Raw genomic sequence first — 24756 nt, forward strand, 5'->3', positions numbered from 1 at the left:
CGGACGGGCTGTATCAGCCCGTCCGGCGTTTGAGGACGAGCGGCGAAGCCGCGACAAGAGGGTCTGGGGCGCAGCCCCGGGAAACGGCGAAAGGGCGGGACAGGGGCACCCTCACCGCGCGGTAACCGGCCGCTCCACGGCGAACAGTTCGCCCTCCACATGGTCAAGCGCCAGCCGCAACGCCCCCGTCGCCACCGCCGAGTCGCCGAGCAGCGACAGGGCCACGCGCGGCGGCCGCAGGCAGTAGCGCGCCAGCTCGGTGCGGAGGGGGTCCAGGATGCCGCCGATGCCGGCGGCCCAGCCGCCGACCACCACCAGCTCCGGGTCGAGGGCCAGCACCAGGGCCGCCACGTCGTGCACCAGGCGGCGCAGATAGCGGTCCACGGCGGCCCGCGCCCGTACGTCGCCCTCTCTGGCCAGGGCGAACACCCGGACCACCTGTGCCTCGTCCAGCGGGTGCAGCGGCTCGTCCGTCGGTGACAGCACCTCTTCCGGTGTCGCCTCGCGGCCCAGCAGGTGCAGGGCGCCGATCTCCCCGGCCGCGCCGCCGAACCCGCGGTGCAGCCGCCCGCCGATCAGCGATCCGGCCCCCGGGCTCAGCCCGGCCAGGACGAAGACCACGTCGTCCACGTCCTGGGCCGCGCCCTTCCAGTGCTCGGCGACGGCGGCGGCGTTGGCGTCGTTCTCGACCAGCACCGGGCAGCGGAACGAGCGCCGCAGCCGCTCCCCGAGCGGCAGCCCCGTCCACTCCGGCAGCGCCGTGCCCAGCCGGACCGTCCCGTCGGCCTCCACGATGCCCGGGCTGGCGACGCCCACCGCCCGCAGCGCGCCACGCGGCACGTCCGCGCGCCGCAGCAGGTCGGCGACGACCGCCCGGACCCGCTCCAGCCGGGCGTCCGCCGACGCGGTCTCCGTCACCTCCGCCGCCGCCGAACCGGCGACCCGGCCGCTCAGGTCGGACAGCAGCGCCGCCACCCGGTGCGGCCCGATCTCCACGCCCAGCAGGTGCCCGGCCTCCGCCCGGAAGCGGAACCTCCGGGCGGGACGGCCCTGACGCCGCGCCACGCCCTCCTCGGCGGACGCCTCCGCGACCAGACCGGAGTCGATCAGCCCCTCGACCACGCCCTCGACGGTCGGCCGGGACAGCCCGGTGGCCTTGACCAGGTCGGTGAGGGTGGGGGCGGACGACGGCGCGGCGGCCCGGAGCGCGTGCAGGACCACGGCCGAATTGATCCGCCGCAGCAGGGACGGGTCCCCACCGGTGAGCCGCCCCAACGTCGCCGCCTCCCTGCCCTCGCGTCTTTTGCGTCCTCTTTGCCGCCACCGGATCGTAGCCGGTGCTCCCGGGGGCGGCGAGGCCCGGTGGGTCCGCCCCGCCCCCGACGCCGGCGCCCGGCGTGCTCCACCCGGGCAGCTTTGACGGCGGTTCGCCGGCCCGCACCCACGCGCCCCGCGGCGCGCCCGCACAGTGGAGGCACGTCCAGGGACCAGCGACCCGGCACAGGAGGCCAAGCGCGTGAGCGATGTGCTGCGAGAGAAGTACGAACACCGGTTCCGCCAGCTCGACGTGGACGGCGACGGGTTCGTGAGCCAGGACGACGTCCGGGGCCGGGCCCGGCAGCTGGCCGACGCGCTCGGCGTCCCGGCGCACGATCCGCTGACCCGGGCCGCCGAGGACGCGGCCGACGTCTACTGGAAGGGCGTCGTCTCGCACACGCCCGACGGCGAGGCCCGCCGGGTCGACTGCCCGGCGTTCGTCGCCGCGCTGGAGGCCGCGCGGGAGGACGGGACGCTGCGGGCGATGGTGAAGCCGTCCGTCCGCGCGCACCTGGCCGTCGCCGACCAGGACGGCGACGGCGTCGTCGACGCGGACGAGTTCGCCGCCGCCCAGCAGGCGCTGGGCATCCCCGCGGACCGGGCCGCCGCCGCGTTCGCCGCGCTGGACGCGGACGGCGACGGCCGGCTGACCCTCGCCGAGTGGGAGAACGCCGTCTGGGACTTCTACACCGGCACCGACCCCGACGGCCCCGGCGGCCGGGTGCTCGGGCACACCTGAGCCCCCGTCAGGGCCCTTCGGCCGCTTCCCGCAGCCGGCCGAACTCCTCCGCCATCGTCGCGAGCGACCAGTGGGCGTTGAGGCCGCTGGGGTTGGGCAGCGCCCAGATCCGGGTGGTGCCTATGGTGCGATCCTGTGGGCCGATCCGGGCCTTCTTGTCGCCGAAGGCCGTCCGGTAGGCCGTCACCCCGGCCACCGCCAGCCAGCGCGGCCGCAGCCGCTCCACCTTCTCGACGAGCAGCCGGCCGCCCTCGCGGAACTCCTCGTCGCTCAGCTCGTCCGCCCGGGCCGTGGCCCGCGCCACCACGTTGGTGATGCCCAGCCCGTACTGCGGCAGCAGGTGCTGCTCCGACGGGTGCAGGCGGCGCGGGGTGAAGCCCGAGGCGTACAGCACCGGCCAGAACCGGTTGCCCGGCCGGGCGAAGTGGTGGCCGGTGGCGGCGGACGTCAACCCCGGGTTGATGCCGCAGAACAGGACGTTCAGACCGTCCGCGACCACGTCGGGGACGAGGCGGTCGCGGGCGGCTTCGAGTTCCTCAGGAGTGGGACGGGCCATGCGTCACAGGATGGCACCCGGCGCGTACGCGGCGGCCTCCGGGTGGGCCTTGACGATCTCCTCGACGCGGGCGGCCACGGAGGCCACCTGGTCGGCGGCGGCACCGGTGAAGGACAGCTTGTCCGCCATCAGCGCGTCCAGCCCGGCCCGGTCCAGCGGGATCCGCTCGTCGGCGGCCAGCTTGTCCAGCAGCTCGTTGCGCTCGGCCCCCTGCTCGCGCATCGCGAGCGCGGAGGCGACCGCGTGCTCCTTGATGGCCTCGTGCGCGACCTCGCGCCCGACCCCGGCCCGGACCGCGCCCATCAGCACCTTGGTGGTGGCGAGGAACGGCAGGTAGCGGTCCAGTTCGCGGGCGACGACGGCCGGGAACGCGCCGAACTCGTCGAGGACGGTGAGGAACGTCTCCAGCAGGCCGTCCAGCGCGAAGAACGCGTCCGGCAGCGCGACGCGGCGCACCACCGAGCAGGAGACGTCGCCCTCGTTCCACTGGTCGCCCGCCAGCTCGCCGGTCATCGAGGCGTAGCCGCGCAGGATGACCATCAGGCCGTTGACGCGCTCGCAGGAGCGGGTGTTCATCTTGTGCGGCATGGCGGACGAGCCGACCTGGCCGGGCTTGAAGCCCTCGGTGACCAGCTCGTGCCCGGCCATCAGCCGGATCGTCTTGGCGAGCGAGGACGGCGCGGCGGCGAGCTGCACCAGCGCGGTGACCACGTCGTAGTCCAGCGACCGGGGGTAGACCTGGCCGACGGAGGTGAAGGCCTGCCCGAAGCCCAGGTGCGCGGCGATCCGGCGCTCCAGCTCCGCCAGCTTCGCGGCGTCGCCGCCGAGCAGGTCCAGCATGTCCTGCGCGGTGCCGACCGGGCCCTTGATCCCGCGCAGCGGGTAGCGGGCCAGCAGCTCCTCGACCCGGCCGTACGCGACGAGCAGCTCGTCGGCGGTGGTCGCGAAGCGCTTGCCGAGGGTGGTGGCCTGGGCGGCGACGTTGTGCGAGCGGCCCGCCATGACCAGCTCGGCGTGGTCGGCGGCCAGCTTCGCCAGCCGGGCCAGGACCGCGACCGTACGGTCGCGCACCAGCTCCAGCGAGAGCCGGATCTGCAGCTGCTCGACGTTCTCCGTGAGGTCGCGGGAGGTCATGCCCTTGTGGACGTGCTCGTGGCCGGCGAGGGCGTTGAACTCCTCGATACGGGCCTTCACGTCGTGCCGGGTGACCTTCTCGCGCTCGGCGATCGAGGCGAGGTCGACCTGCTCCAGCACCCGCTCGTAGTCGGCGAGGGCGGCGTCCGGCACCTCGATCCCCAGGTCCTTCTGGGCGCGGAGCACGGCCAGCCACAGCCGGCGCTCCAGGGTCACCTTGTACTCGGGGGACCACAGCACGGCGAGCTCGGCGGAGGCGTAGCGGCCGGCCAGCACGTTGGGGATGCGGGGCTTTGCGGATGCGGAAGACACAGGAGCAGTCACGTGACGGAATTCTACTGGCGGAACGCGCAGACCCGTACGGCGGTCCGGATGGTGCTTTCCTACGAGGGACGGCCGGAACCGGCCGTTCCGTCCGCCGGGGCGTCCACCCAGCGCTGCCAGCCGGTGACGCAGCCCGGCGGATCGGCCGCCGGTGTGACGAAGAACGCCTCGCCGAGCGCGGTGCTGAAGTGCGCGCCCGCCCGCCCGTCGCCCGAGGAGCGGCCGGTGAGCCGGCGCCCTATCCACGGGCCCAGGTGCTCCCGGGCGAACCGCAGGTCCGAGGTCCGCCGGGTGGCCCAGCCGGGGCGGACGGCCGGCGGCAGGGGCCGCCGCCAGTCGGACTCCGCCGGCAGGCCGAGCGCCTGCCAGACGGCCTCCGCGACCCGGCGGTGCCCCTCGGCGTTCAGGTGCAGCCGGTCCTCGGCCCACAGCCGGGGGTCGCCCAGCACGTCGGCCCCGAACAGGTCGACGACCAGGGCGCCGTGCCGCTCGGCGAGCTCGTCGATGAAGCCGAACAGCCGCTCCATCCGGGGGCGGAACCGTTCCAGCACCGGGCCGCGCCGGCCCGGGCTGCGCATCAGCACCAGCTGCCGGCAGGCCGGCGCCAGCCGCTCCGCGGTCTCGGCCAGCCGCGCGCACACCAGCTCCACGTCGCACTTCGGCCGCAGGACGTCGTTGAGGCCGCCGACCAGCGTCACCAGGTCGGCGCCCAGCGCGGCGGCGGGGGCCGCCTGCTCGTCGGCGATCTGCCCGATGAGCTTGCCGCGCACCGCCAGGTTCGCGTACCGGAAGCCGGGGGAGCGGGCGGCGAGGCGGGTGGCGAGCAGGTCGGCCCAGCCCCGGTAGGAGCCGTCCGGCAGGACGTCGGACATGCCCTCGGTGAAGGAGTCGCCGACGGCGACGAAGCTGGTGAACACGGGGGGCGCCGGGGCGCCGGCCCTGGTGTCACCGGCGTCACCGGTGATCCCGGTGTTCGTGGCGTCACCGGTGTTCTTGGTGGCACCGGCGTCCGGGGCGTCGTCGCCGGTCCGGCTGTCGTCGGCGTCGGCGTGCTGGGGGTCCGAGGCATTCATCCGCATGGCGCGGCGATCCTACTCCCCGTCCCCCCGGCACCTCGCGTGCGCTCCTGTCACCCCGCTCCCGGAGCCGTTCTCTCACACCTTTCGTCCCACGAGCTGCCGGAGTACGTCCTCCAGCGTGACCAGTCCGGCCAGCCGGTCGTCGGTGCCGAGCACGGCCGCCAGGTGGGCGCCGGTGCCGCTCATCGCGTGGATGACGTCGTCCAGCGGGGTGTCGGCCCGCACCTGCGCGATGGTGCGTATCCGGCGCAGCGGGAACGCCACGTCGCGGGGCGTCGCGTCCAGGGCGTCCTTCACATGCAGATAGCCCAGGATCCGGCCGCGGTCGTCGATCACCGGGAAGCGGGAGTAGCCCGACCGGGCCGCTAGCGCCTCCAGCTGCTCCGGAGTGACACCGAAGCGGGCGGCGACCACCCTGTCCACCGGCAGCACGACGTCCGCGACCGGGCGTTTGCCCAGCTCCAGGGCGTCCCGCAGCCGCTCGGTCGACCGTTCGTCCAGCAGTCCCGCGGCGCTCGCGTCCGCCACCATGCGGGCCAGCTGGTCGTCCGAGAAGACCGCCGCCACCTCGTCCTTGGGCTCCACCCGCAGCAGCTTCAGGATGCCGTTCGCCAACTGGTTGATGGCGAAGACGACCGGCCGCAGCGCGCGGGACAGGGCCACCAGCGGCGGGCCGAGGAAGAGGGCCGTGCGGACCGGCTCGGCGAGGGCGATGTTCTTGGGGACCATCTCGCCGAAGAGCATGTGCAGATAGGTCGACACCGCCAGGGCGATGGCGAACGACACCGCGTGGATGCCCCCGGCCGACAGCCCGGCCGCGTGCAGCGCCGGCTCCAGCAGGGAGGCGATGGCCGGTTCGGCGACGACGCCGAGTACCAGGGTGCACAGCGTGATGCCGAGCTGCGCCGCCGCCATCAGGGCCGAGATGTGCTCCAGGCCCCACAGGACGCGGCGGGCCCGCCGGTCGCCCTGGTCGGCGTGCGGCTCCACCTGGCTGCGGCGGACCGAGATCAGGGCGAACTCCGCGCCCACGAAGAAGGCGTTGGCGACCAGCGTCGCCAGCCCGATCAGCAACTGGACGGCGGTCATCGGCCGGCCTCCCCGAGGCCGTCCAGGCCGTCGTCGGGGGTGTCGGGGCCGCCGTCCGGCGCGGTGAGCCGGACGCGGGCGGCGCGCCGCCCGGACGCGTCCGTCACCTCCAGCCGCCAGCCGGTCACCTCCAGGGTGTCGCCCGCCGCCGGGATCCGGCCGAGCTCGGTGGCGACCAGGCCGGCCAGCGTCTCGTACGGGCCCTCGGGCACCCGCAGGCCGATGGCGTCGAGCTGGTCGGTGCGGGTCGCGCCGTCGGCGTCGTACCGCTCCCGGCCGTCCGGGCCGGTGCCCGCCGGGGCGAGGTCGGGCCGTTCGACGGGGTCGTGCTCGTCGCGGACCTCGCCCACGACCTCCTCGACGATGTCCTCCAGCGTGACGACGCCGGCCGTGCCGCCGTACTCGTCGATCACCACGGCCATGCTCCGCTTGGCGGACAGCCGGTCCAGCAGCCGGTCGACGGTCAGGGAGGCCGGGACCAGCAGCGGCTCGCGGAGCAGGGTGGTCACCGACCGCTGTGGGCGCTGGTCGGCGGGGACGGCGAGGACGTCCTTGATGTGCGCGACGCCGACGACGGAGTCGAGGCCGCCCCGGTAGACGGGGAAGCGGGACAGGCCGGTCGCGCGGGTGGCGTTCGCCACGTCCTCGACGGTGGCCCGCTCGTCCAGCGCGGTGACCTGCACCCGGGGCGTCATCACGTTCTCCGCGGTGAGGTCGGCGAGGTTCAGGGTGCGGACGAACAGTTCTGCGGTGTCCGGTTCCAGCGCGCCCTCGCGGGCGGAGTGCCGGGCGAGCGCGGCGAGTTCCCGGGGGCCGCGCGCGGTGGCCAGCTCCTCGGCGGGCTCCACGCCCATCCGGTGCAGGACGCGGTTGGCGGAGTCGTTCAGATGCCGGATCAGCGGCCGGAAGAGGGCGGAGAAGGCGCGCTGCGGCCCGGCCACGGCCCGGGCCATGGGCAGCGGCCGGGAGATCGCCCAGTTCTTGGGGACGAGCTCGCCGACGACCATCAGGACGACCGTCGACAGGACGGTTCCCAGGGCGAGGGCCACGGAGGACGCCACCGACCGGGACAGGCCCAGGGCCCGCACCGGGCCGGTGAGCAGGGTGGCCAGGGACGGCTTGGAGAGCATGCCGATGACCAGGCCGGTCACGGTGATGCCGAGCTGGGCGCCGGACAGCTGGAAGGTGAGGCCGCGCACGGCGCGCAGGGCGCCCTGCGCGCGCCGGTCGCCGGCCTCGGCGGCCCGCTCCAGCTCGCCGCGCTCCACCGTGGTGAGCGAGAACTCGGCGGCGACGAAGACGGCGCACGCGAGCGTCAGCACCAGGGTGAGCACCAGCAGGAGCACTTCGGTCATCGGGTCACCTCCGTCCCATGGTCGGGCACGGGCCGGAGGGGCGCGCGACGTCGGAGGCCGGTATGGCTGGGAGGTTCGCCCATGAGGGGACGCTCACACCTTTCGCTTCACAGGGGGACGGTTCGCGGGGAGTCACAGGGAGACGGATTCCCCGGGAACCGTGACCGCCCATGGTAAAGGAACGGCAAAGTCGTCGTGTCGCGTCGTGTTCGGTCGCTCGCGGGGCGGGTGCCGCCCGGCTCAGCCCAGCCGCGGCGGCGTCCAGGCGGCGTGCCGCAGGACGGCGCGGACCGCCATGCCCGACGGAGCCAGCCGGAACGCCGCGTTCCGGAGGGCGATCGCGAGCGGTCGGTCCAGTTGCTGGCCCATCCGCCCGGCCTGCCGGGCGGCGCGGGCGACGCCCTGGCTCCTCGGCCGCCGCTCGGCGTCGTAGCGGGCCAGCGCCGACTCGACCGACGGTCCGGCGGCCAGCGCGGCGGCCAGTGTGACCGCGTCCTCCAGCGCCTGGCAGGCCCCCTGGCCGAGGTGGGGCGTCATAGCGTGGGCGGCGTCGCCGAGCAGCGCCACGCGGCCGGCCGTGAAGGAGGGGAGCGGGGTCACGAGCTCGTGGATGTCGTGGTGCAGGACGTCCGCCGGGCGGGTGGCGCCCAGCAGGGCCGGGATCGGGTCGTGCCAGCCGCCGAACCGGCGGCGCAGCGCGGCGAGGGGGTCGGCGGTGCGGAGCCCGGCGGGCGCGTTGAGGACCGCGTGCCACTCGGCCCGCCCGTCCGCGAGCAGGATGTGGCCGAACTCGGCGCCCCGTCCCCAGGTCAGCTCGAAGTCGCCGGCCACGTCGACCGGGTACTCGGTGATCGCCCGCAGCACCGTCGACCCGCTGTACGCGGGGCCCGGGTGGGCGGGGAACAGGGCGCGGCGCAGCCGGCTGCGGACCCCGTCGGCGGCCACCACCACGTCCGCCGACCGGACCTCGTCACCCCAGCGGACCCGGGGGCCGGACGGGTCCGACCGGTCGACCTCCGTCACCTCGGCTCCCGTCACCAGGGCGCCGGGCGGCAGCGCGGCCCGCATGATGCCGTGCAGCACGGACCGGGGGATGCCGACGATCGGCGTCCCCAGCTCCCGCTCCAGCTCCGCGCCGTCCATCCGGGCCAGCCACCGGCCGTCGGGGGTGCGCGTCCCGCCCGTGTACTGGAAGCGGGCCGCGGCGCGTACGGCCTCGCCGACGCCCAGTTCGTCCAGGGCGCGGACGCCGTTGGCCGCGAGCGAGATGCCCGCCCCCGCGTCGTCGAGGACGGGGGCGCGTTCGACGACGGTCACCTCCCAGCCGATCCGCCGCAGTCCGAGGGCCGCCGCCAGCCCCCCGATGCCCCCGCCGACGACCACCGCGCTGTCGCCCATGTCAGGCCCCTTTTCCACGTCGTGTCAGAGCGGATCTTCTACAGATGTAGAAGATCTGTGGCAGGAGCATAGGCCAGAGCTTCACCTGCGATAGAAAGGGGGGTGTGGCCACCGAACGACGCACCCTCATCGCCGACGCGGCCCTCGCGGTCCTGGCCGACGAGGGCATGCGCGGACTGACCCACCGCGCCGTCGACCGGGCGGCGGACCTGCCGCCCGGCACCACCTCCGCGTACTTCCGCACCCGCAAGGCCCTGCTCGACGCCCTGGTGCGGCGGCTCGTCGAGGTCGACCAGGCCGAGCTGAGGAAGCTGGGGGCGGCCCTGCCGGTGCCCCGGGACGCCGACGAACTGACCGGCGCCCTGGCCGCGTTCGCCGAACTGCGCCTCACCGGCCCCGGCCGGCGGCGCACCCTGGCCCGCTACGCCTGCGCCGTCGAGAGCGTGCGCGACCCGGCCCTGCGGGAGGTCCTGCTGCCGCGCGAGAACGCGGCCCGGGCCGCCGTCCGCGACTTCCTCGCGGCCCGCGGCGTCCCCGATCCCGAGGAACGCACCGTCACCCTCCTCGCCTGCGTCGACGGCCTCGTCTTCGACCGCCTGGTGGCGGGCGGCGGCGTGCCGCGCGCCCACCTCAGGGGCGTGGTGGAGGCGGCGCTGCGCGGACCCGACGACGCCTGACGTCCGCTCAGCCCCGGCCCTCGCCGGGACGGACGGCGACTCCCGTGACACAGGAGGACGACGGCAGCCGCAGGCCCGTCGCCGGCACCCACACCCGCCGCGAGGAACGGACGGCGAACCCGGCCACGGTCAGGGCGCCCAGCGGGTCCCGGGACGTCCGGCAGCCGCCGAACAGCCGCGGCCAGAGCGTCCGGTCGGCCACCCGCTGCACGGCGGCCAGGGCCCGCTCCTCGGCGCGGCCGTGCTCGAAGAAGCGGACCTCGGCGCCGGGACGCAGCACCCGCCGCAGCTCGCCGAGCGCCCTCGGCACGTCCCGCACCGAACACAGCACCAGGCACACGACGGCCGCGTCGAACGCCTCGCTTTTCACCGGCAGCGCCTCCGCCGTCGCCGGGACGACGTCCACCGGCACCCCGGCCCGCACCGCCGCCTCCGCCGCGGGCCGGCGCAGCCGCCGCTCCGGCTCGACCGCCACCACCTCCGAGACGGCCTCCGGGTAGTACGGAAAGTTCAGCCCCGGCCCGGCCCCGATCTCGATCACCCGCCCCGACAGCCCCGTCAGCAACTCCCGCCGGTGCGCGGCCATTCCGCTCCGCGCTTCCAGCGCTGGGGCCGTGCGCGCGTAGAAGCGGGCGAAGAGGGGGTGGTGGACGGGGTCGGGGCCGCGTGGTGGCCTGGAACGGTGAAGCGGCGGCATGGCACACCCCTTTCCGGGGACGCGTCGGCTAACGCGATTGTTCCCCGGGCGGGGGGTGGTGAGCCCCGGTCCCGCCCTTTCACCGTTTCCTGGGGCCGCGCCCCCAGACCCCCTTGTCGCGGCTCCGCCGCTCGTCCTCAAACGCCGGACGGGCTATGTCAGCCCGGCCCCCGGCGTCCACGTCCCGGAAAGCTCCGGCCCCAGCCAACCCCCCGCCCGAGCGCGGAAATCGGTCGGCGACAGGGCACCCGCCCCGGCGGGCAGCGCGCCCACCAGCGGCACACCTGCCACATCCGGAAAGTCGGACACGTTGCACCGCATCGCCAGATCCGGCTCCGCCGGCCAACTGCCGATGACGACGCCCGCGCACGTCAACTGCCGTGCGCGCAGTGCCTCGGCGGTGAGCGCGGTGACGTTCAGCGTGCCGAGTCCGGCGGCGGCCACCACCAGCACGGGCGCGCCCAGCAGCCGCGCCGCGTCCGCGAGCGTGCCCCCCTCGTCGTCCAGCCGGACGAGCAGCCCGCCCGCGCCCTCCACGAGCACCAGATCGTGCTCGGCGGCCAGCCGCTCCGCCGCCGCCGCGACGTCCGCGGGCCGGACCGGCGGGAGGCCGGAGCGGCGGGCGGCCGTGGCGGGCGCCAACGGCTCGGGGTAGCGCGCCAGTTCGACGCCGGTGACCGGGCCGGCGAGCCGCCGGACCTCGGCCACGTCCCCCGGCTCGTCCGCCGCGACGCCGGTCTGGGCGGGCTTGAGGACGGCCACCGAACGGCCCTCCGCGAGCGCGACCGCGGCGACCGCCGCCGTCGTCATGGTCTTGCCGAGCTCGGTGCCCGTGCCCGAGACGATCAGCACCGTCATGTCCGCTCCCGTGTCATCGCTCCGGCCGCCGCCGCGGCGCCCACCGCGCGGCAGATCCGGGCCAGGTCCCCGTCCTCGGTGACGAACGGCGGCATCGTGTAGACGAGGTCGCCGAACGGCCGCAGCCAGACGCCCTCGCGCACCGCCGCCTCCGTAGCCGCCGCCATCCCCGCCGCGTCGAGCGGCGCGTCCAGCTGGACCACGCCGATGGCGCCCAGGACGCGGACGTCCCGCACCCCCGGCACGCCGGCCGCCTCCGCCAGGCCGTCCCGCAGCCCGGTCTCGATCCGTTTGACCTCGGACTGCCAGTCCTGGCCGAGCAGCAGGTCGACCGACGCGCACGCGACCGCCGCCGCCAGCGGGTTGCCCATGAAGGTGGGCCCGTGTGCCAGCACCGGCACCTCGCCCCGCGAGATCCCGTCGGCCACCCGCGGGGTGCACAGCGCCGCCGCCATCGTCAGATAGCCGCCCGTCAGCGCCTTGCCCAGGCAGAGCACGTCGGGGGTGACCCCCGCGTGGTCCGCCGCGAACAGCGCGCCCGTGCGGCCGAAGCCGGTGGCGATCTCGTCGAACACCAGGAGTACGTCGTGCTCGTCGCAGAGCCGCCGCAGCAGGCGGAGGTAAGCGGGGGAGTGGAAGCGCATCCCGCCCGCGTTCTGCACCACCGGCTCGACGATCACGGCGGCCACCTCGTGCGCGTGCCGCTCCACCAGCTCCCGCAGGTGTGCCTCGTACGCCGGGTCCGGCCCGGCGTCGAAGCCGGCCGGCGGCGCGTCCGCGAACACCTGCTCCGGCAGCACGCCCGACCAGAGGCTGTGCATCCCGCCGTCCGGGTCGCAGACGGACATCGGCGTCCAGGTGTCGCCGTGGTAGCCGCCGCGCCAGGTGAGCAGCCGCCGCTTCTCCGGCCGGCCCAGCGAACGCCAGTACTGGAGGCACATCTTGACGGCCACTTCGACGGAGACCGAGCCGGAGTCGGCGAGGAAGACGTGCTCCAGGCCCTCCGGTGTGATCTCCACCAGCCGGGCGGCCAGCCGGACGGCGGGCTCGTGGGTGAGCCCGCCGAACATCACATGGCTCATCCGGTCGAGCTGCGCCCGCGCGGCCTCGTTGAGCACCGGGTGGTTGTACCCGTGCAGCGCCGACCACCAGGACGACATGCCGTCCACCAGCTCGGACCTGCCGTGCGCCGGCTCCGCCAGCCGCAGCCGTACACCCGACGCCGACGCGACGACCAGCGGATCCCGCCGGCCGGGCATCGGGGCGTACGGGTGCCAGACGTGCCGCCGGTCCAGCTCCAGCAGGCGGCGCGGGGTGAGGGGTTCCGCCCCGGGGCGGACGAGCGGTTCAGGCATTGGGCGGCAGGTCCGTCCCCGCGCCCCGGCGGCGTACCGCGACCAGGTCCGTACGGGCCGCGCCCGGCTCGTCGTCCCCGGCGGCCTCATGCGTCGCGGCGGTCTCTCGTGCCCCGGCGTCCTCCCGCGTCCCGGCCGGCTCCGCGTCCCCGCAGGGCTCGCACGGCCCGCAGCCTCCGCCGGAACCTTCCGCACCGCCGCCGCACCCGGCCGACCGCACCCGGTGGGCGGGCAGCGTCGTGGTGTCCGCGCCCTCCACCTCGAAGCCCGCGTCCGCGATCATGTCGAGATCGGCCTTGCCCTCCTGGCCCTCGCTGGTCAGATAGTCGCCCAGGAAGATGGAGTTGGCCAGGTGCAGGGCCAGCGGCTGGAGGGTGCGCAGATGGATCTCGCGGCCACCGGCCAGCCGCACCTCCGCGTCCGGGTGGACGAAACGGACCATCGCCAGGATGCGCAGCGCCCGCTGCGGCGTGAGGTTCCACTCCTTGGCGAGCGGTGTGCCCTCGAACGGGATGAGGAAGTTGACCGGCACCGAGTCCACGTCCATCGCCCGCAGCGCGAACGCGACGTCCACCAGGTCCTCGTCGCTCTCGCCCATGCCCGCGATCAGCCCCGAGCAGGCCGACAGCCCGGCGCCCTGCGCCAGCCGCACGGTCTCCTCGCGGTCGGCGTAGGTGTGGGTGGAGGTGATGTCGCCGTAGGTGGCCTCGGACGTGTTGAGGTTGTGGTTGTAGGCGTCGACGCCCGCCGCGCGCAGCCGCTCGGCCTGGCCCTCGGAGAGGAGCCCGAGGCAGGCGCACACCTCGACCCGCTCGTTCTCCTCCTTGATCGCCTCGATGGTCCGGGTGACCCGGTCGATGTCCCGGTCCGTCGGACCGCGCCCGCTGGCCACCAGGCAGACGCGCTTGGCGCCGCCCGCCACGCCCGCCGACGCGGCCTTCGAGGCCTCCTCGGGCTTCAGCCAGGTGTACTTGAGGATCTCGGCCTTCGATCCCAGCCGCTGCGAGCAGTACGAGCAGTCCTCGGGGCAGAGCCCGGACTTCAGGTTGACGAGGTAGTTGAGCTTCACCCGCCGCCCGAACCACTTCCGGCGGACCCGGCCCGCCGCGGCCACCACGTCCAGCAACTCGTCGTCGGAGGTCGCCAGCACGGCCAGCGCTTCGTCCCGGGTCGGCGACTCACGCCGCAGCCCCTTCTCCACCAAGGTGTCGATCAGGTCCATGAGGAGTGATCCTCGCCCACCGGGCCACTCCGGGCCAAGGTAGGGATCTCACAACACCGGATGTCCAAGCTGGGTGGATCACGACATGCTGACCATGCGCGGGAACGGCTAGTTTGAGGGTCGGCCGTACTCGGCCCGGTGAACGGACCCCACGCCGATTTATGTGAATCCCACAGACGACCCCGGGGGCAGGCCCCGGACCGGCACGGTGCGCACACCCGTAGTCCACCCCCGCACAGGGACCGCCACAGGAGCCGGGACGGCCGATGCCCCACGACAGCGACCACAGGGACTCCAGCGCCCTCAGCGCGCTCAGCGTCTTCGACTGGATCGACGAGCAGCACCGGGCGCGCCGGGACGCCGGCCTCGTCCGCACCCTCCGCCCCCGCCCCGCCCGTCCCTCGGGCGACACGTCCACCATCGACCTCGCCGGCAACGACTACCTCGGCCTCTGTCACCACCCGCGGGTCACCCGGGCCGCCGCCGCGGCGGCCCACCGCTGGGGGGCCGGCGCCACCGGCTCCCGGCTGGTCAGCGGCAGCACGGAACTCCACGCCGAACTCGAACGGAACCTCGCCGACTTCTGCGGCTTCGAGGCCGCCCTCGTCCTCTCCTCCGGCTACGCCGCCAACCTGGCCGCCGTCACCGCCCTCGCCGCGCCCCCGGACCCGGCGGGCCACCCCTCCCTGCTGGTCTCCGACGAGGGCAACCACGCCTCGCTGATCGACGGCTGCCGGCTCGCCCGCGCCCGGAAGGCCGTCGTCCCGCACACCGACCCGGCGGCCGTCCGCAAGGCCCTGACCACCCACCCGGGCCGGGCCCTGGTCGTCACCGACTCGGTGTTCTCCGTGGACGGCGACGCCGCGCCGCTCGGCGACCTGGCACGGGTGTGCCGGGAGAGCGGCGCGGGGCTGCTGGTGGACGACGCGCACGGGCTCGGGGTGCTGGGGGAGGGGGGCCGCGGCGCGGTGCACGCCGCCGGGCTGGCCGGGGCCGCGGACGTGGTGGCCACCGTCACCCTCTCCAAGTCGCTGGGCGCCCAGGGCGGCGCGGTGCTCGGCCCCGCACGGGTCGTCACCCACCTCGTCAACACCGCCCGCACCTTCGTCTTCGACACCGGCCTCGCGCCCGCCGCCACCGCGGCGGCCCTGGCGGCCCTGGAGGTGCTGCGCCGCGAACCGGACCGGGCGACCCGCGTCCGCGCGGTCGCGAGCGGGCTGCACCGGCGGCTGACGGCCGCCGGATTCACCGCGGTGCGCCCCGACGCGGCCGTCGTCTCGGTCCGCGCCCCCTCGCCGGAGGCGGCCGTGCGCTGGCAGGCCGCCTGCCGGGCGGAAGGGCTCGCGGTGGGCTGCTTCCGCCCCCCGTCCGTGCCGGACGGCGTCTCCCGGCTACGGCTGACCGCCCGCGCCGACCTCGCGGACCACGAGGTGGCACGGGCGGTCGCCACGATCGTCCGGACCGCCCCGCCCGGGGCGCGCGGACTCTGACGCCGGGCCGGCGCGGCCTAGGCCATCGTCTCCCCGGCCATCGCCTCCCCGGCCATCGCTTCCCCGGCCGTCCGGAGCAGGCCGACGAACGGTCTCCAGGCGGCGGGCCCCACCACCACGCAGGGCCCCGCCGGCCGTTTGGAGTCGCGCACGGCGAGGCGGTCGCCGGCCAGGACGGCCGCCTCGACGCAGTTGTTCATCCCGGTGCTGTGGCTGCTGCGCCGCCACTCGGCCGCGCGGGGAACCGGACGAGAAGGTACGTACCGCGGTGCTGCGGACATGGCGCCTCCCTGTGCGTTCTCGCGTGTACGGGGCGGATCACCGCGTACGGCCGCGCTCTCCCGCGACCTCAGCGATGTACTCGAGGGACTCCTCGTGCGCGAGGGCGTGCGCCCGGAGCGTGGTGAACGCGGCGCCGTACGCCCTCAGGTCTTCTTTCCGCTCCAGATAGAGGCTACTCGTCAAGTGGTCGAGAACAACCACGTCCAGATCGGCGATGCGCGGAAAGGAGAAGATGACGAAAGGACCGGTGATGCCGATGTGATTGCCCCGGGTGAACGGGAGGACGTGCAGCCGGACATGGGGCAGCCGGCCGGTGTCCAGCAGGTGCCGCAGCTGCCCCGCCATCACCTCCGGCCCGCCCACCTCGTGCCGCAGCACCGCCTCGTCCAGGATCGCCCACAGCTCCAGCGGCCGCGGCCGGCGCAGCACCGACTGCCGTGCCATGCGCACCCGGACGAGCTCGTCGACCTGCCGTTCGGGCGGGTCGCCCAGCGCGGCCCGGGTCACCGCCCGGGCGTACTCCGGCGTCTGGAGCAGGCCGGGCACCACCGTGGTCTCCAACGTGCGCGAGCGGGAGGCCTCCGACTCCAGGCTGATGAAGTCCAGATAGGCGGAGGGCAGCAGGTCGCGGTAGGCGTACCACCAGCCGCGCCGCGAGCCGGAACCGCCGTCCCCCGGCACCGCGGAGTCCGCCCCGCACAACGCTCCGAGCAGGGCGCGGAGTTCGGGGTCCGAGACCCGGTAGGCGTCGAGCAGCCGGGCCACGTCGGCGGGCTTGGCCCCGCTGCTGCCGGTCTCGATGCGGCTCACCTTCGACTGGTGCCAGCCGACCGCGTCCGCTGCCTGCCGGCTGGTCATCCCGGTCAGTTCGCGCTGGCGGCGCAGTTCGGCGCCGAGTTTGCGGCGGCGCACCGCCGGTCCGTACCGCAACGGCGGACCCTCCCCTCGTGCGTCGTACGTCCCGCCGCCCTCGCGCGGGCCGGGCGGGTGTGCCGTACGTCCTCGCATACGTACCTCTGAGTCAATAGAGCATCGATCCGCTCACATACGGTCTGCCGTCGCAGAGTTCACCGCTTCGAGCGACAGATATATGCACATCTCGGTGGATCGCGCCCATCACGGGCGTTATCAGTGGCACTCTGACGTGAAGAGCCGCCCGTGGGCCTCTCCCGACCGGTCCTGTGTACGCCGCGTGCCCGTACGTCGCGCGTCCGTACGCCGCGTGTCCTCGCGCACCGCTCCGGGAGCCCGGCCCGGTGGAACCCGGTGAGTCCGGTGGGACCCGGTCGAAAGGGACAGCGACATGGCAGATCTCCAGGAAGCGTCCGTCACTCTGCCGAGCGCCCCGGCGTCGGTGTCCACGGCCCGCCGCTACGTGTCGTCCGTCCTGGGGGAGTGGGGCCTGCCGGGAGACACGGAGGCCGCCGAGGCCGTGCGGCTGATCGTCTCCGAGCTGGCCACCAACGCCGTGCAGCACACCCGCGGCCAGTCCCCCACCTTCACCGTGGATGTGCTGCTCGAACGCGACGAGGAGCTGCGTATCGGGGTCACCGACAGCCACCCCCGTCACCCCCGCCGGCTGCCCGCCGCGGTCCAGCAGGACAACGGGCGGGGGTTGGTGATCGTCCGCTGGCTCGCCGCGGAGCGCGGCGGCCGGTTCTCCGTCACACCGACCGCCGAGGGCGGCAAGACGGTGTGGATCTGCCTTCCGTGGACCGTGCCGGTGCGGTGAGGGCGGGGGTCTCGCGACCGCCCGGCCGCCTCAGGTCACCCGGCCGTACCAGACGCTGTTCGTCCAGATCCGCTCCAGGCGGACGACGGAACCGGTCTTGGGGGCGTGCCACATCTTTCCGCCCCCGGCGTATATCCCGACGTGGTAGACGCCCCGCCCGGAGTGGAAGAACACCAGGTCGCCGCGTTCGCGGGCGGAGCGGGGGATGTGGTGGGTGCGGTTGTACTGGGCCGCGGCGGTGCGGGGCAGCTGCTTGCCGGCCCGCTTGAAGGAGTAGAGCGTCAGCCCCGAGCAGTCGAAGCGGTACGGGCCCGTGGCGCCCCACTGGTAGGGCGAGCCCTGCTTGGATGCGGCGATCTGCAGTGCCCTGACCGAGACGGATGCCGCCTCCGCCTTGGAGGTGCCGCCCGGCGTCAGTACCGTGACGCCGACGGCGGCGAGGGTCAGGGCCGATGCGGCCTTGGCTTTGGACAGCCTTGCGGGACGTTTGTGCGCGCCCATGCGCATACCCTTCGTCAGCCGCCTGTGAAGGATTGCCTGTCGGGTTCGGGCAGGCGAAGAATGCCCGGCCGCCTGGGCGGCTTCACCCCAAGGGGCGGCTCCGTGGGGCCGCCCCGCCGTGCTCGGGTCCTCCATCCCTGCCGATGCACTCCTCGTCGACCCGCCCCGGCGGCGGCAGGGTTCGGCGTCCGCCGGGACCGCCCCGCCGTGTGGCGGGGGCTTGTCGTCCCGAGGATCTTGGCGCAGTCGCGGCCGGCTTTCCGAGCGGAACCCCGGTTATGTGAGCCTCGTCACCTGTGGGCAATTCAGGTGGACGCAGGGCGGTTTGACCCTCATGGGAACGCCGTGCTGAGGCCGCCACCTGCGCCGGTTACGGATCACTCGAGCGCGGAGTGCGCGGGCCGCTGAGAGTGATCACCGCACCGCGTCTACGCTCGCGTCCGCTGTCTGGAGGAATCCAGTTGAAAAGCGTTTCCGCTTCTCAACTCGCGGATGGCGGCGGCAACATCACCCGGCGTGCACGGCGCTCTCCGTCGAGGACGCGCAACGCCCGTGCCATTGTCCCCGTGTACACCTCCCGTTCACCTCGTTCGAACATGACCGCCAGGGCGTCGCGCAGTCCCGTGCTCGCGACCACCAGCGCCTGCGCGGCTCGTAGCCCCCCGTACGTGCCCTGTACGCGCGCGGGATTGATCCTGCCGAGGAGATCCAGTACTTCCAGGTACCGGTCCACCACCTCGCCCTCGGCACGGGTCAGGGCGGGCAGCGGAGGGAGGTCGGGCCAGATGCCCCGCGTCCCGCCGGTCCCGTCCGTTCCGTTCGGCACCGCCCTCACCGTCCGGGCGCCGGGGCCGGCAGGGCGGAGCGGTTCTCGACGACCCGGTCGGCCAAGCCGTAGGCCACCGCGGCCTCGGCGTCGAAGACCGTGTCCCGGTCCGTGTCGGCCAGGATCCGGTCGACGTCCCGCCCGGTGTACCGGGCCAGCAACTCCGCCTGGACCGTACGCCGGCGCAGCAGCTCCTCGGCGTGGACGGCCAGGTCGGAGGGGGTGCCGCGGACCGGCTCCGGCAGGGACGGCGGCCCGAGCACCACCCGGGCGCGCGGCAGCACCGCCCGCTTGCCCGGGGTGCCCGCGGCGAGCAGGAGCGCGGCGGCCGGGGCGGCCTGGCCCAGGCAGACCGTCTCGATGTCGCAGGAGATGTAGCGCATCGTGTCGTGGACGGCGCACAGGGCGGAGAAGGAGCCGCCGGGGGAGTTGATGTAGAGCGACACGTCCCGATCGGGCGCCGCGTGCTCCAAGTGCATCAGCTGGGCGATCACATCCGTGGCGGCCGTGTCGTCGACCGCCGTGCCCAGCATGACGATCCGCTCGGACAGGAGCTTGGAGTAGGGGTCGAGCGTGCGGCGCCCGTCGGAGGTGCGTTCGGTGAACTCCGGCAGGACATGGCGGGAGGTGTACGGGATCACGGCTGGCCTCCAGGTCTGGCGCACAGGGGCGTGCGGTGCCGGACGGCCCGCTGGTCGCGAGCCATCTGTAAAAAATGTACAGGATGTACATGACGGTAGAATGGGCTCATGGCCTACGAGATTCCTGTGACGCAAGCCCGAGCCGAGCTGGCGGAGCTGATCAACCGCGTCGTCTACGGCGGCGAGCGGGTGGTCGTCACGCGGCACGGGAAGCCCTTGGTCGCCCTGGTGTCCGCCGCGGACCTGGAGCGGCTGGAGCGGCGCGAGGCCGACGCCGCCGAAGGGGCCGCCGTGGACGAACCGGTGATCAGCACCGTCTCGACGGTGCGGCACCTGCCGTCCGCCCCGGGCGACCCCGGCCGCTTCGGCATCGCGGCCGAACACCGCGAACCGGGAGGCGGGCCCCGGCACTGACCGGGGTCAGCGGCCGAAGACCGCGCTGACCAGCACCACGTGGACGACGGTGCCGCCGAGGACGGAGAGCAGGACGTTCCGCCGCCACAGGTGCAGCGCCACGGTGCAGGCCAGCGCGAGGACCGTCGGCCAGGCCCGGTCGGGCACCCGCCAGTCGAGGTCGCGGAGGGTGTAAACGGTGAGAACGACCATCACACCGACCGGCATCGCCTTCTTGAGGTACCCGATCAGCGGGCTTGACCGCAGCGGGGCCAGGGCGACGAAGGGCAGGGCGCGCAGCGCCCAGGTGACGGCGACGGCGATGGCCACCGCCGCGATCAGGTAACCGGTGTCAGGCACGGACGCGCCCCCCGCCCGTCCACCGGTGGCGGGCCAGCAGCCCGGCGGTGAGCAGGGCGAACGCGACCAGGAGCGGTTGCCGCGGGAACACGAACAGCCCCACGAGCGCACAGGCCAGGGCCAGCAGCGGAGTGGGCAGGTCGCGGCGCGCCCGGAAGGCGTCGAGGGCCAGGACGGTGAAGAGGGCGGTCACGGCGAACTCCAGACCCTTGACGCCGTCGGGCAGCACCGATCCGAGCAGGGCGCCGGTCGTCGCCCCGCCCGCCCAGTAGCAGTGGATGAAGACCTGGAGCCAGAGGATCCGCCGGCCCGGGTAGGACTGCGCGGCCTCGCCGGCCGTCACCGCGTACGCCTCGTCCGAGAGGGCGAACGTGCTGTACGCCTTGGCGAGCCGCCCCCGGACGCGGTGCAGCGGGAAGGACAGCGCGTAGAAGACGTGCCGGAAGTTGACCAGGAACGCCGTCACCGCGATCGACGCGAGCGGCGCGGTGGACAGCACCAGCTCGAGGAAGAGGAATTCCAGGGAACCGGCGTAGATACAGCCGGAGAAGACGCTCGCCCACCACCAGGCGAAGCCCGAGTGGGCGACCAGGACACCGAAGGCCACCCCCATCGGGTACGCGCCGAGCCCCACCGAGCCGGAGTCCCGGAGCGCGCGCCGCAGGTCCGTCCGCAGCCGCTCGCGGGAGGCCGGAGGGGACGAGGGGGAAGGGGAAGGGGCCGGGCCGACGTGGTGGGCCGGAGAGGTCGCCATACGGCAATCGTAGGAGCGAACACGCCTTATTTGGTTGCGAAATATGACCGTACGCTGGCCCGATGAGCAATGGATACAGGCTGGACGACCTCGATCGCGACATCTTGTTTCACCTCCAGCGGGACGGCCGGCTGACCAACGTCGAACTGGCCAGGAGGGTCGGCCTCACGCCCCCGCCCTGCCTGCGCCGGGTACGACGGCTGGAGGAGGCGGGGATCATCACCGGGTACCGGGCGCGCGTGAACCACGAGGCGGCGGGAAGGGGGCTGGAGGTGCTCGTGTCCATCGAGGTCTCGGTCAGCGACCTCAAGACACTGGAGGGACTGGAGTCGACCATCGCCGCCTATGAGGAAGTCGTCGAGTTCCGCCGTACCTTCGGTACCCCCGACTACCACCTGCGGGTCCTGGTCGCCGACTACGCCGCTTACGAGACCTTCCAGACGCAGAAGATCATCGGCATTCCCGGCGTCGCCCGGGTCATCTCCCAGCCGACCATGAAGAAGATCAAGGTCATCGACTGAACGGGGCACCGGATGTTACGTGTTCGGGGCCTTCGCCGGGCGGCTTCTCCATGGCGACGCAAAGCGGCGGTTAACACGGTGGAAAAGCTTGCGCAGTAAGTTGCAATCACCGGCCCCCGGGCGGGTCCGCGCCCCTTCGCACCGTGCTGAACTGGGGTAACGTCCCGCTGCGTTCGGACGACAGTGAGGTGGGACCCGTGCTACTGACCCCGCACGAGCAGGAGCGGCTGCTGATCCACGTGGCCGCCGACGTCGCCGAGAGACGCCGGGCCCGAGGGCTCCTGCTCAACCACCCCGAGGCCGTGGCCCTCATCACCGCACACGTCCTGGAAGGCGCCCGCGACGGCCGGACGGTGGCCGAACTCATGGCGTCCGGACGCCGGGTGCTCACCCGCGACGAGGTCATGGCCGGCATCCCCGAGATGATCCCCGACGTCCAGGTCGAGGCCACCTTCCCGGACGGGACCAAGCTCGTCACCGTCCACGAGCCCATCGCCTGACGAGGGGGACCCATGACCACCACCGCCCCGATACCCGGCCAGATCCTCTACGCGGACGAGCCCGTCCGCCTCAACGAGGGCCTGCACCGCACCCGGATCACCGTACTCAACACCGCCGACCGGCCCGTCCAGGTGGGCTCGCACTACCACTTCGCCGAGGCCAACCCCGGGCTGGAGTTCGACCGGGCCGCCGCCCACGGCAAGCGGCTCGACATCCCGGCCGGCACCGCCGTCCGCTTCGAGCCGGGCATCCCGGTGGAGGTGGACCTCGTACCGCTGGCCGGCAAGCGGATCGTGCCGGGGCTGCGCGGGGCCTGCGGCGGTCAGCTCGATGGCTGACTTCCCGGCCGGCCCGGCCACAGGCTCCACGGCCGGCCAGGCGGCGGAAGAGAGCGCCGCCGGGCCGTCCCGGCTCGACCGGGCCGCCTACGCCGCCCTCTACGGCCCCACCACCGGCGACCGGATCCGCCTCGCCGACACCGCGCTGCTGATCGAGGTGGAGGAGGACCGCTCCGGCGGTCCCGGACGGGCGGGCGACGAGGCCGTGTTCGGCGGCGGCAAGGTCATCCGCGAGTCCATGGGCCAGTCCCGGGTCACCCGGGCCGAGGGCGCCCCCGACACCGTCATCACGGGCGCGGTGGTCCTCGACCACTGGGGCGTCGTCAAGGCCGACGTGGGGATCCGGGACGGCCGGATCACCGGCGTCGGCAAGGCGGGCAACCCCGACGTCATGGACGGCGTCCACCCCGACCTGGTGATCGGCCCGGAAACCGAGATCATCTCCGGCAACGGGCGGATCCTCACCGCCGGAGGCGTCGACGCCCACGTCCACTTCATCTGCCCGCAGGCCGCCGAGACCGCCCTCGCCTCGGGCATCACCACGCTCGTCGGCGGCGGCACCGGACCGGCCGAGGGCAGCAAGGCCACCACCGTCACCCCAGGCGCCTGGCACCTCGCCCGGATGTTCGAGGCCATGGAGGCGTACCCCGTCAACATCGGCCTGCTCGGCAAGGGCAACACCGTCTCGTACGACGCCATGCGGGCCCAACTGCGCGCCGGGGCGGTCGGATTCAAGATCCACGAGGACTGGGGGGCCACGCCCGCCGTCATCGACGCCTGCCTGTCCGTCTGCGCGGAGAGCGGCGCCCAGCTCGCCATCCACACCGACACCCTCAACGAGGCCGGTTTCGTCGGGGACACCCTCGCCGCCATCGCCGGGCGCTCGATCCACGCGTACCACACCGAAGGCGCGGGCGGCGGACACGCACCCGACATCATCACCGTCGTCTCCGAACCCAACGTCCTCCCCAGCTCCACCAACCCCACCCGGCCGCACACCGTCAACACCGTCGAGGAACACCTCGACATGCTGATGGTCTGCCACCACCTCAACCCCTCCGTCCCCGAGGACCTCGCCTTCGCCGAATCCCGCATCCGCCCCGGCACGATCGCGGCCGAGGACGTCCTCCACGATCTCGGCGCCATCTCCATCGTCTCCTCCGACTCCCAGGCCATGGGCCGCATCGGCGAGACCGTACTGCGCACCTGGCAGACCGCCCATGTGATGAAGGCCCGCCGCGGGCCGCTCCCCGGCGACGGCCCGGCAGACAACCGGCGGGCCCGCCGCTACGTCGCCAAATACACGATCAACCCGGCCGTGGCACAGGGGCTCGACCACGAGATCGGCTCGGTCGAGGAGGGCAAACTCGCCGACTTGGTGCTGTGGGAACCGGCGTTCTTCGGCGTCCGGCCGCTGCTCGTCCTCAAGGGCGGCCAGATCGCCTGGGCGCAGATGGGCGACGCCAACGCCTCCATCCCCACGCCGCAACCGGTGCTGCCCCGGCCGATGTTCGGCGCGGTGGGCCGCGCCCCGGCCGCCACCTCGCTCAACTTCGTCACCCAGTGGGCCCTCGACGACGGCCTTCCCGAACGCCTCGGCCTCGGCAAGCGCTTCCTGCCCATCCGTGACACCCGGGGCGTCACCAAAGCCGACATGCGCGAGAACGACGCCCGGCCGCGCGTCGAGGTCGACCCGGACACCTTCACCGTCACCGTCGACGGCGAACCGGTGGAACCGAGCCCGGTGTCGGAACTGCCCATGGCCCAGCGCTACTTCCTCTTCTGATGACGGCCGTCGACACCGCCGCCCTGGCCTCCTTGCTCGTCCTCGCCGACGGGCGCTTCCCCGCCGGCGGCCACGCGCACTCCGGCGGCGCGGAGGCGGCCGTCGCGGCGGGGCGGATCCGGGACGCGGCCGATCTGGAGGAGTTCTGCCGCGGGCGGCTGCACACCGCCGGGCTGACCACCGCGGCCCTCGCCGCGGCGGCCGCCGCCGGCGCGGACCCGCTCCTGCTCGACGAGGCCGCCGACGCCCGGACGCCGTCCCCGGCCTTGCGCGCCGCCGCCCGTCGGCTCGGCCGCCAGTTGACGCGCGCCGCGCGGGCGGCCTGGCCCTCGCCCGCCCTCGACGCCCTCGCCGCGGCCCGGCCGCGCGGCGCCCACCAGCCCGTCGTCCTCGGCCTCACCGCCCGCGCGGCGGGCCTCGGGCCGGAGGCCGCCGCGTACGCGGCCGGTTACGAGGCGATCGGGGGACCGGCCACGGCCGTCGTCCGCCTTCTCGGCCTCGACCCGTTCGACGCGACGGCCGTCCTGGCCCGGCTGGCGCCGGAGCTGGACACGGTGGCTTCGGCCGCTGCGGCGGCGGGCGTGCGCGTTCTCGTCGAGGGGACGGACGCGCTGCCGGCCGCGTCGGCACCGCTGCTGGATGTGATGGCGGAGCTGCATGCGGGGTGGCCGGTGCGGCTGTTCGCTTCGTAGGGAGGTGTGCCCCGGCCCCGCCCCTTCGCCGTTTCCTGGGGCTGCGCCCCAGACCCCGCTTGTCGCGGCTTCGCCGCTCGTCCTCAAGCGCCGGACGGGCTGGATAGTGCCGCCCTGGGCGCGCACTTCAGCCCGTCCG

28 protein-coding genes are annotated in these 24756 nt (G+C 74.1%); 10 read left to right on the plus strand and 18 right to left on the minus strand.

Annotated elements, in window-relative coordinates; all coding sequences use genetic code 11:
- Positions 1-111 precede the first annotated feature (111 nt).
- On the minus strand, positions 112-1275 hold the full coding sequence (locus tag ACSNOK_RS12725; protein ID WP_436780743.1) for an ROK family protein: 1164 nt from the start codon (positions 1273-1275) through the stop codon (positions 112-114).
- Between the two features lie 241 nt (positions 1276-1516).
- Between ACSNOK_RS12725 and ACSNOK_RS12730 the strand changes: the two genes are divergently transcribed.
- Entirely contained in the window at positions 1517-2056 is a 540-nt protein-coding gene (locus tag ACSNOK_RS12730) for an EF-hand domain-containing protein (RefSeq protein ID WP_436780744.1), read from the plus strand.
- A 7-nt stretch (positions 2057-2063) separates the two neighbouring features.
- Here ACSNOK_RS12730 and mug read toward each other — a convergent pair whose 3' ends face one another.
- From mug to ACSNOK_RS12760, 6 genes are all read right to left on the minus strand, one after another.
- Entirely contained in the window at positions 2064-2612 is a 549-nt protein-coding gene (mug, locus tag ACSNOK_RS12735; RefSeq protein WP_436780745.1) for a G/U mismatch-specific DNA glycosylase, read from the minus strand.
- A 3-nt stretch (positions 2613-2615) separates the two neighbouring features.
- Positions 2616-4058: an adenylosuccinate lyase gene (gene purB / locus ACSNOK_RS12740; protein WP_436780768.1), complete on the minus strand. Its 1443-nt coding sequence runs from the start codon at positions 4056-4058 to the stop codon at positions 2616-2618.
- 71 nt (positions 4059-4129) lie between these two features.
- Positions 4130-4942: an SGNH/GDSL hydrolase family protein gene (locus ACSNOK_RS12745; protein ID WP_436780769.1), complete on the minus strand. Its 813-nt coding sequence runs from the start codon at positions 4940-4942 to the stop codon at positions 4130-4132.
- Positions 4943-5224: 282 nt separating this feature from the next.
- Positions 5225-6238 carry a hemolysin family protein gene (locus ACSNOK_RS12750; RefSeq protein ID WP_436780746.1) on the minus strand — a complete coding sequence of 338 codons (1014 nt, stop codon included), beginning with the start codon at positions 6236-6238 and terminating at the stop codon, positions 5225-5227.
- Complete coding sequence (locus ACSNOK_RS12755) at positions 6235-7593, minus strand: hemolysin family protein (protein WP_436780747.1); 1359 nt, start codon at positions 7591-7593, stop codon at positions 6235-6237. Before ACSNOK_RS12755 ends, ACSNOK_RS12750 begins: the two co-directional genes overlap by 4 nt.
- A gap of 240 nt (positions 7594-7833) precedes the next feature.
- Positions 7834-8991, minus strand: a complete 1158-nt coding sequence (locus ACSNOK_RS12760) for an FAD-dependent monooxygenase (RefSeq protein ID WP_436780748.1) — start codon at positions 8989-8991, stop codon at positions 7834-7836.
- Positions 8992-9095: 104 nt separating this feature from the next.
- Between ACSNOK_RS12760 and ACSNOK_RS12765 the strand changes: the two genes are divergently transcribed.
- The gene (locus tag ACSNOK_RS12765) at positions 9096-9668 is read left to right on the plus strand and encodes a TetR/AcrR family transcriptional regulator (RefSeq protein ID WP_436780749.1); all 573 of its coding nucleotides are present in this window, start codon (positions 9096-9098) and stop codon (positions 9666-9668) included.
- A 7-nt stretch (positions 9669-9675) separates the two neighbouring features.
- Here the strand turns inward: ACSNOK_RS12765 and ACSNOK_RS12770 are convergent, their stop codons facing one another.
- The 4 genes from ACSNOK_RS12770 to bioB form a co-directional block, all read right to left on the minus strand.
- On the minus strand, positions 9676-10365 hold the full coding sequence (locus ACSNOK_RS12770) for a class I SAM-dependent methyltransferase (protein ID WP_436780750.1): 690 nt from the start codon (positions 10363-10365) through the stop codon (positions 9676-9678).
- Positions 10366-10518: 153 nt separating this feature from the next.
- On the minus strand, positions 10519-11223 hold the full coding sequence (bioD, locus tag ACSNOK_RS12775; protein WP_436780751.1) for a dethiobiotin synthase: 705 nt from the start codon (positions 11221-11223) through the stop codon (positions 10519-10521).
- The gene (locus ACSNOK_RS12780; RefSeq protein ID WP_436780752.1) at positions 11220-12578 is read right to left on the minus strand and encodes an adenosylmethionine--8-amino-7-oxononanoate transaminase; all 1359 of its coding nucleotides are present in this window, start codon (positions 12576-12578) and stop codon (positions 11220-11222) included. Before ACSNOK_RS12780 ends, bioD begins: the two co-directional genes overlap by 4 nt.
- Entirely contained in the window at positions 12571-13800 is a 1230-nt protein-coding gene (gene bioB / locus ACSNOK_RS12785) for a biotin synthase BioB (protein WP_436780753.1), read from the minus strand. The genes ACSNOK_RS12780 and bioB overlap by 8 nt, the downstream gene beginning before the upstream one ends.
- 266 nt (positions 13801-14066) lie before the next feature.
- On the opposite strand from bioB, the gene ACSNOK_RS12790 reads away from it, so the two are divergent.
- Positions 14067-15290 carry an 8-amino-7-oxononanoate synthase gene (locus ACSNOK_RS12790; protein WP_436780754.1) on the plus strand — a complete coding sequence of 408 codons (1224 nt, stop codon included), beginning with the start codon at positions 14067-14069 and terminating at the stop codon, positions 15288-15290.
- Positions 15291-15307: 17 nt separating this feature from the next.
- On the opposite strand, the gene ACSNOK_RS12795 is transcribed toward ACSNOK_RS12790, so the two are convergent.
- Together ACSNOK_RS12795 and ACSNOK_RS12800 are read right to left on the minus strand one after the other, a co-directional pair.
- Positions 15308-15571, minus strand: a complete 264-nt coding sequence (locus ACSNOK_RS12795; RefSeq protein ID WP_436780755.1) for a DUF397 domain-containing protein — start codon at positions 15569-15571, stop codon at positions 15308-15310.
- A 37-nt stretch (positions 15572-15608) separates the two neighbouring features.
- Complete coding sequence (locus tag ACSNOK_RS12800) at positions 15609-16502, minus strand: helix-turn-helix domain-containing protein (RefSeq protein ID WP_436780770.1); 894 nt, start codon at positions 16500-16502, stop codon at positions 15609-15611.
- Positions 16503-16875: 373 nt separating this feature from the next.
- Here ACSNOK_RS12800 and ACSNOK_RS12805 point away from each other — a divergent pair, with 373 nt between their 5' ends.
- Entirely contained in the window at positions 16876-17304 is a 429-nt protein-coding gene (locus tag ACSNOK_RS12805; RefSeq protein WP_436780756.1) for an ATP-binding protein, read from the plus strand.
- A 30-nt stretch (positions 17305-17334) separates the two neighbouring features.
- Here ACSNOK_RS12805 and ACSNOK_RS12810 read toward each other — a convergent pair whose 3' ends face one another.
- From ACSNOK_RS12810 to ACSNOK_RS12820, 3 genes are all read right to left on the minus strand, one after another.
- A complete protein-coding gene (locus tag ACSNOK_RS12810; protein WP_436780757.1) occupies positions 17335-17805 on the minus strand; it encodes a C40 family peptidase in 471 nt (156 codons plus the stop codon).
- A gap of 481 nt (positions 17806-18286) precedes the next feature.
- Positions 18287-18631: a hypothetical protein gene (locus ACSNOK_RS12815; RefSeq protein WP_436780758.1), complete on the minus strand. Its 345-nt coding sequence runs from the start codon at positions 18629-18631 to the stop codon at positions 18287-18289.
- 5 nt (positions 18632-18636) lie between these two features.
- A complete protein-coding gene (locus ACSNOK_RS12820; protein ID WP_436780759.1) occupies positions 18637-19272 on the minus strand; it encodes an ATP-dependent Clp protease proteolytic subunit in 636 nt (211 codons plus the stop codon).
- Positions 19273-19380: 108 nt separating this feature from the next.
- Between ACSNOK_RS12820 and ACSNOK_RS12825 the strand changes: the two genes are divergently transcribed.
- On the plus strand, positions 19381-19686 hold the full coding sequence (locus ACSNOK_RS12825; protein WP_436780760.1) for a type II toxin-antitoxin system Phd/YefM family antitoxin: 306 nt from the start codon (positions 19381-19383) through the stop codon (positions 19684-19686).
- 6 nt (positions 19687-19692) lie between these two features.
- Here the strand turns inward: ACSNOK_RS12825 and ACSNOK_RS12830 are convergent, their stop codons facing one another.
- Complete coding sequence (locus ACSNOK_RS12830) at positions 19693-20025, minus strand: branched-chain amino acid transporter permease (protein ID WP_436780761.1); 333 nt, start codon at positions 20023-20025, stop codon at positions 19693-19695.
- Positions 20018-20779, minus strand: coding sequence for an AzlC family ABC transporter permease (locus ACSNOK_RS12835; RefSeq protein WP_436780762.1), 762 nt, complete (start codon positions 20777-20779; stop codon positions 20018-20020). The genes ACSNOK_RS12830 and ACSNOK_RS12835 overlap by 8 nt, the downstream gene beginning before the upstream one ends.
- A 62-nt stretch (positions 20780-20841) precedes the next feature.
- On the opposite strand from ACSNOK_RS12835, the gene ACSNOK_RS12840 reads away from it, so the two are divergent.
- The 5 genes from ACSNOK_RS12840 (at position 20842) to ACSNOK_RS12860 (ending at position 24617) form a co-directional block, all read left to right on the plus strand.
- Positions 20842-21300 (plus strand): Lrp/AsnC family transcriptional regulator, encoded by a 459-nt coding sequence (locus tag ACSNOK_RS12840; protein WP_436780763.1) that lies wholly within the window; start codon positions 20842-20844, stop codon positions 21298-21300.
- Between the two features lie 197 nt (positions 21301-21497).
- Entirely contained in the window at positions 21498-21800 is a 303-nt protein-coding gene (locus ACSNOK_RS12845) for an urease subunit gamma (protein WP_436780764.1), read from the plus strand.
- A gap of 12 nt (positions 21801-21812) precedes the next feature.
- Positions 21813-22139, plus strand: a complete 327-nt coding sequence (locus ACSNOK_RS12850; protein ID WP_436780765.1) for an urease subunit beta — start codon at positions 21813-21815, stop codon at positions 22137-22139.
- Positions 22132-23925 carry an urease subunit alpha gene (locus ACSNOK_RS12855; RefSeq protein ID WP_436780766.1) on the plus strand — a complete coding sequence of 598 codons (1794 nt, stop codon included), beginning with the start codon at positions 22132-22134 and terminating at the stop codon, positions 23923-23925. The genes ACSNOK_RS12850 and ACSNOK_RS12855 overlap by 8 nt, the downstream gene beginning before the upstream one ends.
- A complete protein-coding gene (locus tag ACSNOK_RS12860) occupies positions 23925-24617 on the plus strand; it encodes an urease accessory protein UreF (RefSeq protein WP_436780767.1) in 693 nt (230 codons plus the stop codon). Before ACSNOK_RS12855 ends, ACSNOK_RS12860 begins: the two co-directional genes overlap by 1 nt.
- The last annotated feature ends 139 nt before the right edge of the window (positions 24618-24756 follow it).

The sequence above is a fragment of the Streptomyces sp. URMC 126 genome, from assembly GCF_051386555.1.
GTDB lineage: Bacteria > Actinomycetota > Actinomycetes > Streptomycetales > Streptomycetaceae > Streptomyces.

Coding starts and splice junctions, on each gene's coding strand:
- ACSNOK_RS12860 (WP_436780767.1), top strand. CDS start 23,925: ATGACGGCCGTCGACACCGCCGCCCTGGCCTCCTTGCTCGTCCTCGCC.
- ACSNOK_RS12825 (WP_436780760.1), top strand. CDS start 19,381: ATGGCCTACGAGATTCCTGTGACGCAAGCCCGAGCCGAGCTGGCGGAG.
- ACSNOK_RS12755 (WP_436780747.1), bottom strand. CDS start 7,593: ATGACCGAAGTGCTCCTGCTGGTGCTCACCCTGGTGCTGACGCTCGCG.
- bioD (WP_436780751.1), bottom strand. CDS start 11,223: ATGACGGTGCTGATCGTCTCGGGCACGGGCACCGAGCTCGGCAAGACC.
- ACSNOK_RS12840 (WP_436780763.1), top strand. CDS start 20,842: ATGAGCAATGGATACAGGCTGGACGACCTCGATCGCGACATCTTGTTT.
- ACSNOK_RS12805 (WP_436780756.1), top strand. CDS start 16,876: ATGGCAGATCTCCAGGAAGCGTCCGTCACTCTGCCGAGCGCCCCGGCG.
- ACSNOK_RS12770 (WP_436780750.1), bottom strand. CDS start 10,365: ATGCCGCCGCTTCACCGTTCCAGGCCACCACGCGGCCCCGACCCCGTC.
- ACSNOK_RS12855 (WP_436780766.1), top strand. CDS start 22,132: ATGGCTGACTTCCCGGCCGGCCCGGCCACAGGCTCCACGGCCGGCCAG.
- bioB (WP_436780753.1), bottom strand. CDS start 13,800: ATGGACCTGATCGACACCTTGGTGGAGAAGGGGCTGCGGCGTGAGTCG.
- ACSNOK_RS12750 (WP_436780746.1), bottom strand. CDS start 6,238: ATGACCGCCGTCCAGTTGCTGATCGGGCTGGCGACGCTGGTCGCCAAC.
- mug (WP_436780745.1), bottom strand. CDS start 2,612: ATGGCCCGTCCCACTCCTGAGGAACTCGAAGCCGCCCGCGACCGCCTC.
- ACSNOK_RS12745 (WP_436780769.1), bottom strand. CDS start 4,942: ATGTCCGACGTCCTGCCGGACGGCTCCTACCGGGGCTGGGCCGACCTG.
- ACSNOK_RS12850 (WP_436780765.1), top strand. CDS start 21,813: ATGACCACCACCGCCCCGATACCCGGCCAGATCCTCTACGCGGACGAG.
- ACSNOK_RS12795 (WP_436780755.1), bottom strand. CDS start 15,571: ATGTCCGCAGCACCGCGGTACGTACCTTCTCGTCCGGTTCCCCGCGCG.
- ACSNOK_RS12760 (WP_436780748.1), bottom strand. CDS start 8,991: ATGGGCGACAGCGCGGTGGTCGTCGGCGGGGGCATCGGGGGGCTGGCG.
- ACSNOK_RS12790 (WP_436780754.1), top strand. CDS start 14,067: ATGCCCCACGACAGCGACCACAGGGACTCCAGCGCCCTCAGCGCGCTC.
- ACSNOK_RS12780 (WP_436780752.1), bottom strand. CDS start 12,578: ATGCCTGAACCGCTCGTCCGCCCCGGGGCGGAACCCCTCACCCCGCGC.
- ACSNOK_RS12835 (WP_436780762.1), bottom strand. CDS start 20,779: ATGGCGACCTCTCCGGCCCACCACGTCGGCCCGGCCCCTTCCCCTTCC.
- ACSNOK_RS12810 (WP_436780757.1), bottom strand. CDS start 17,805: ATGGGCGCGCACAAACGTCCCGCAAGGCTGTCCAAAGCCAAGGCCGCA.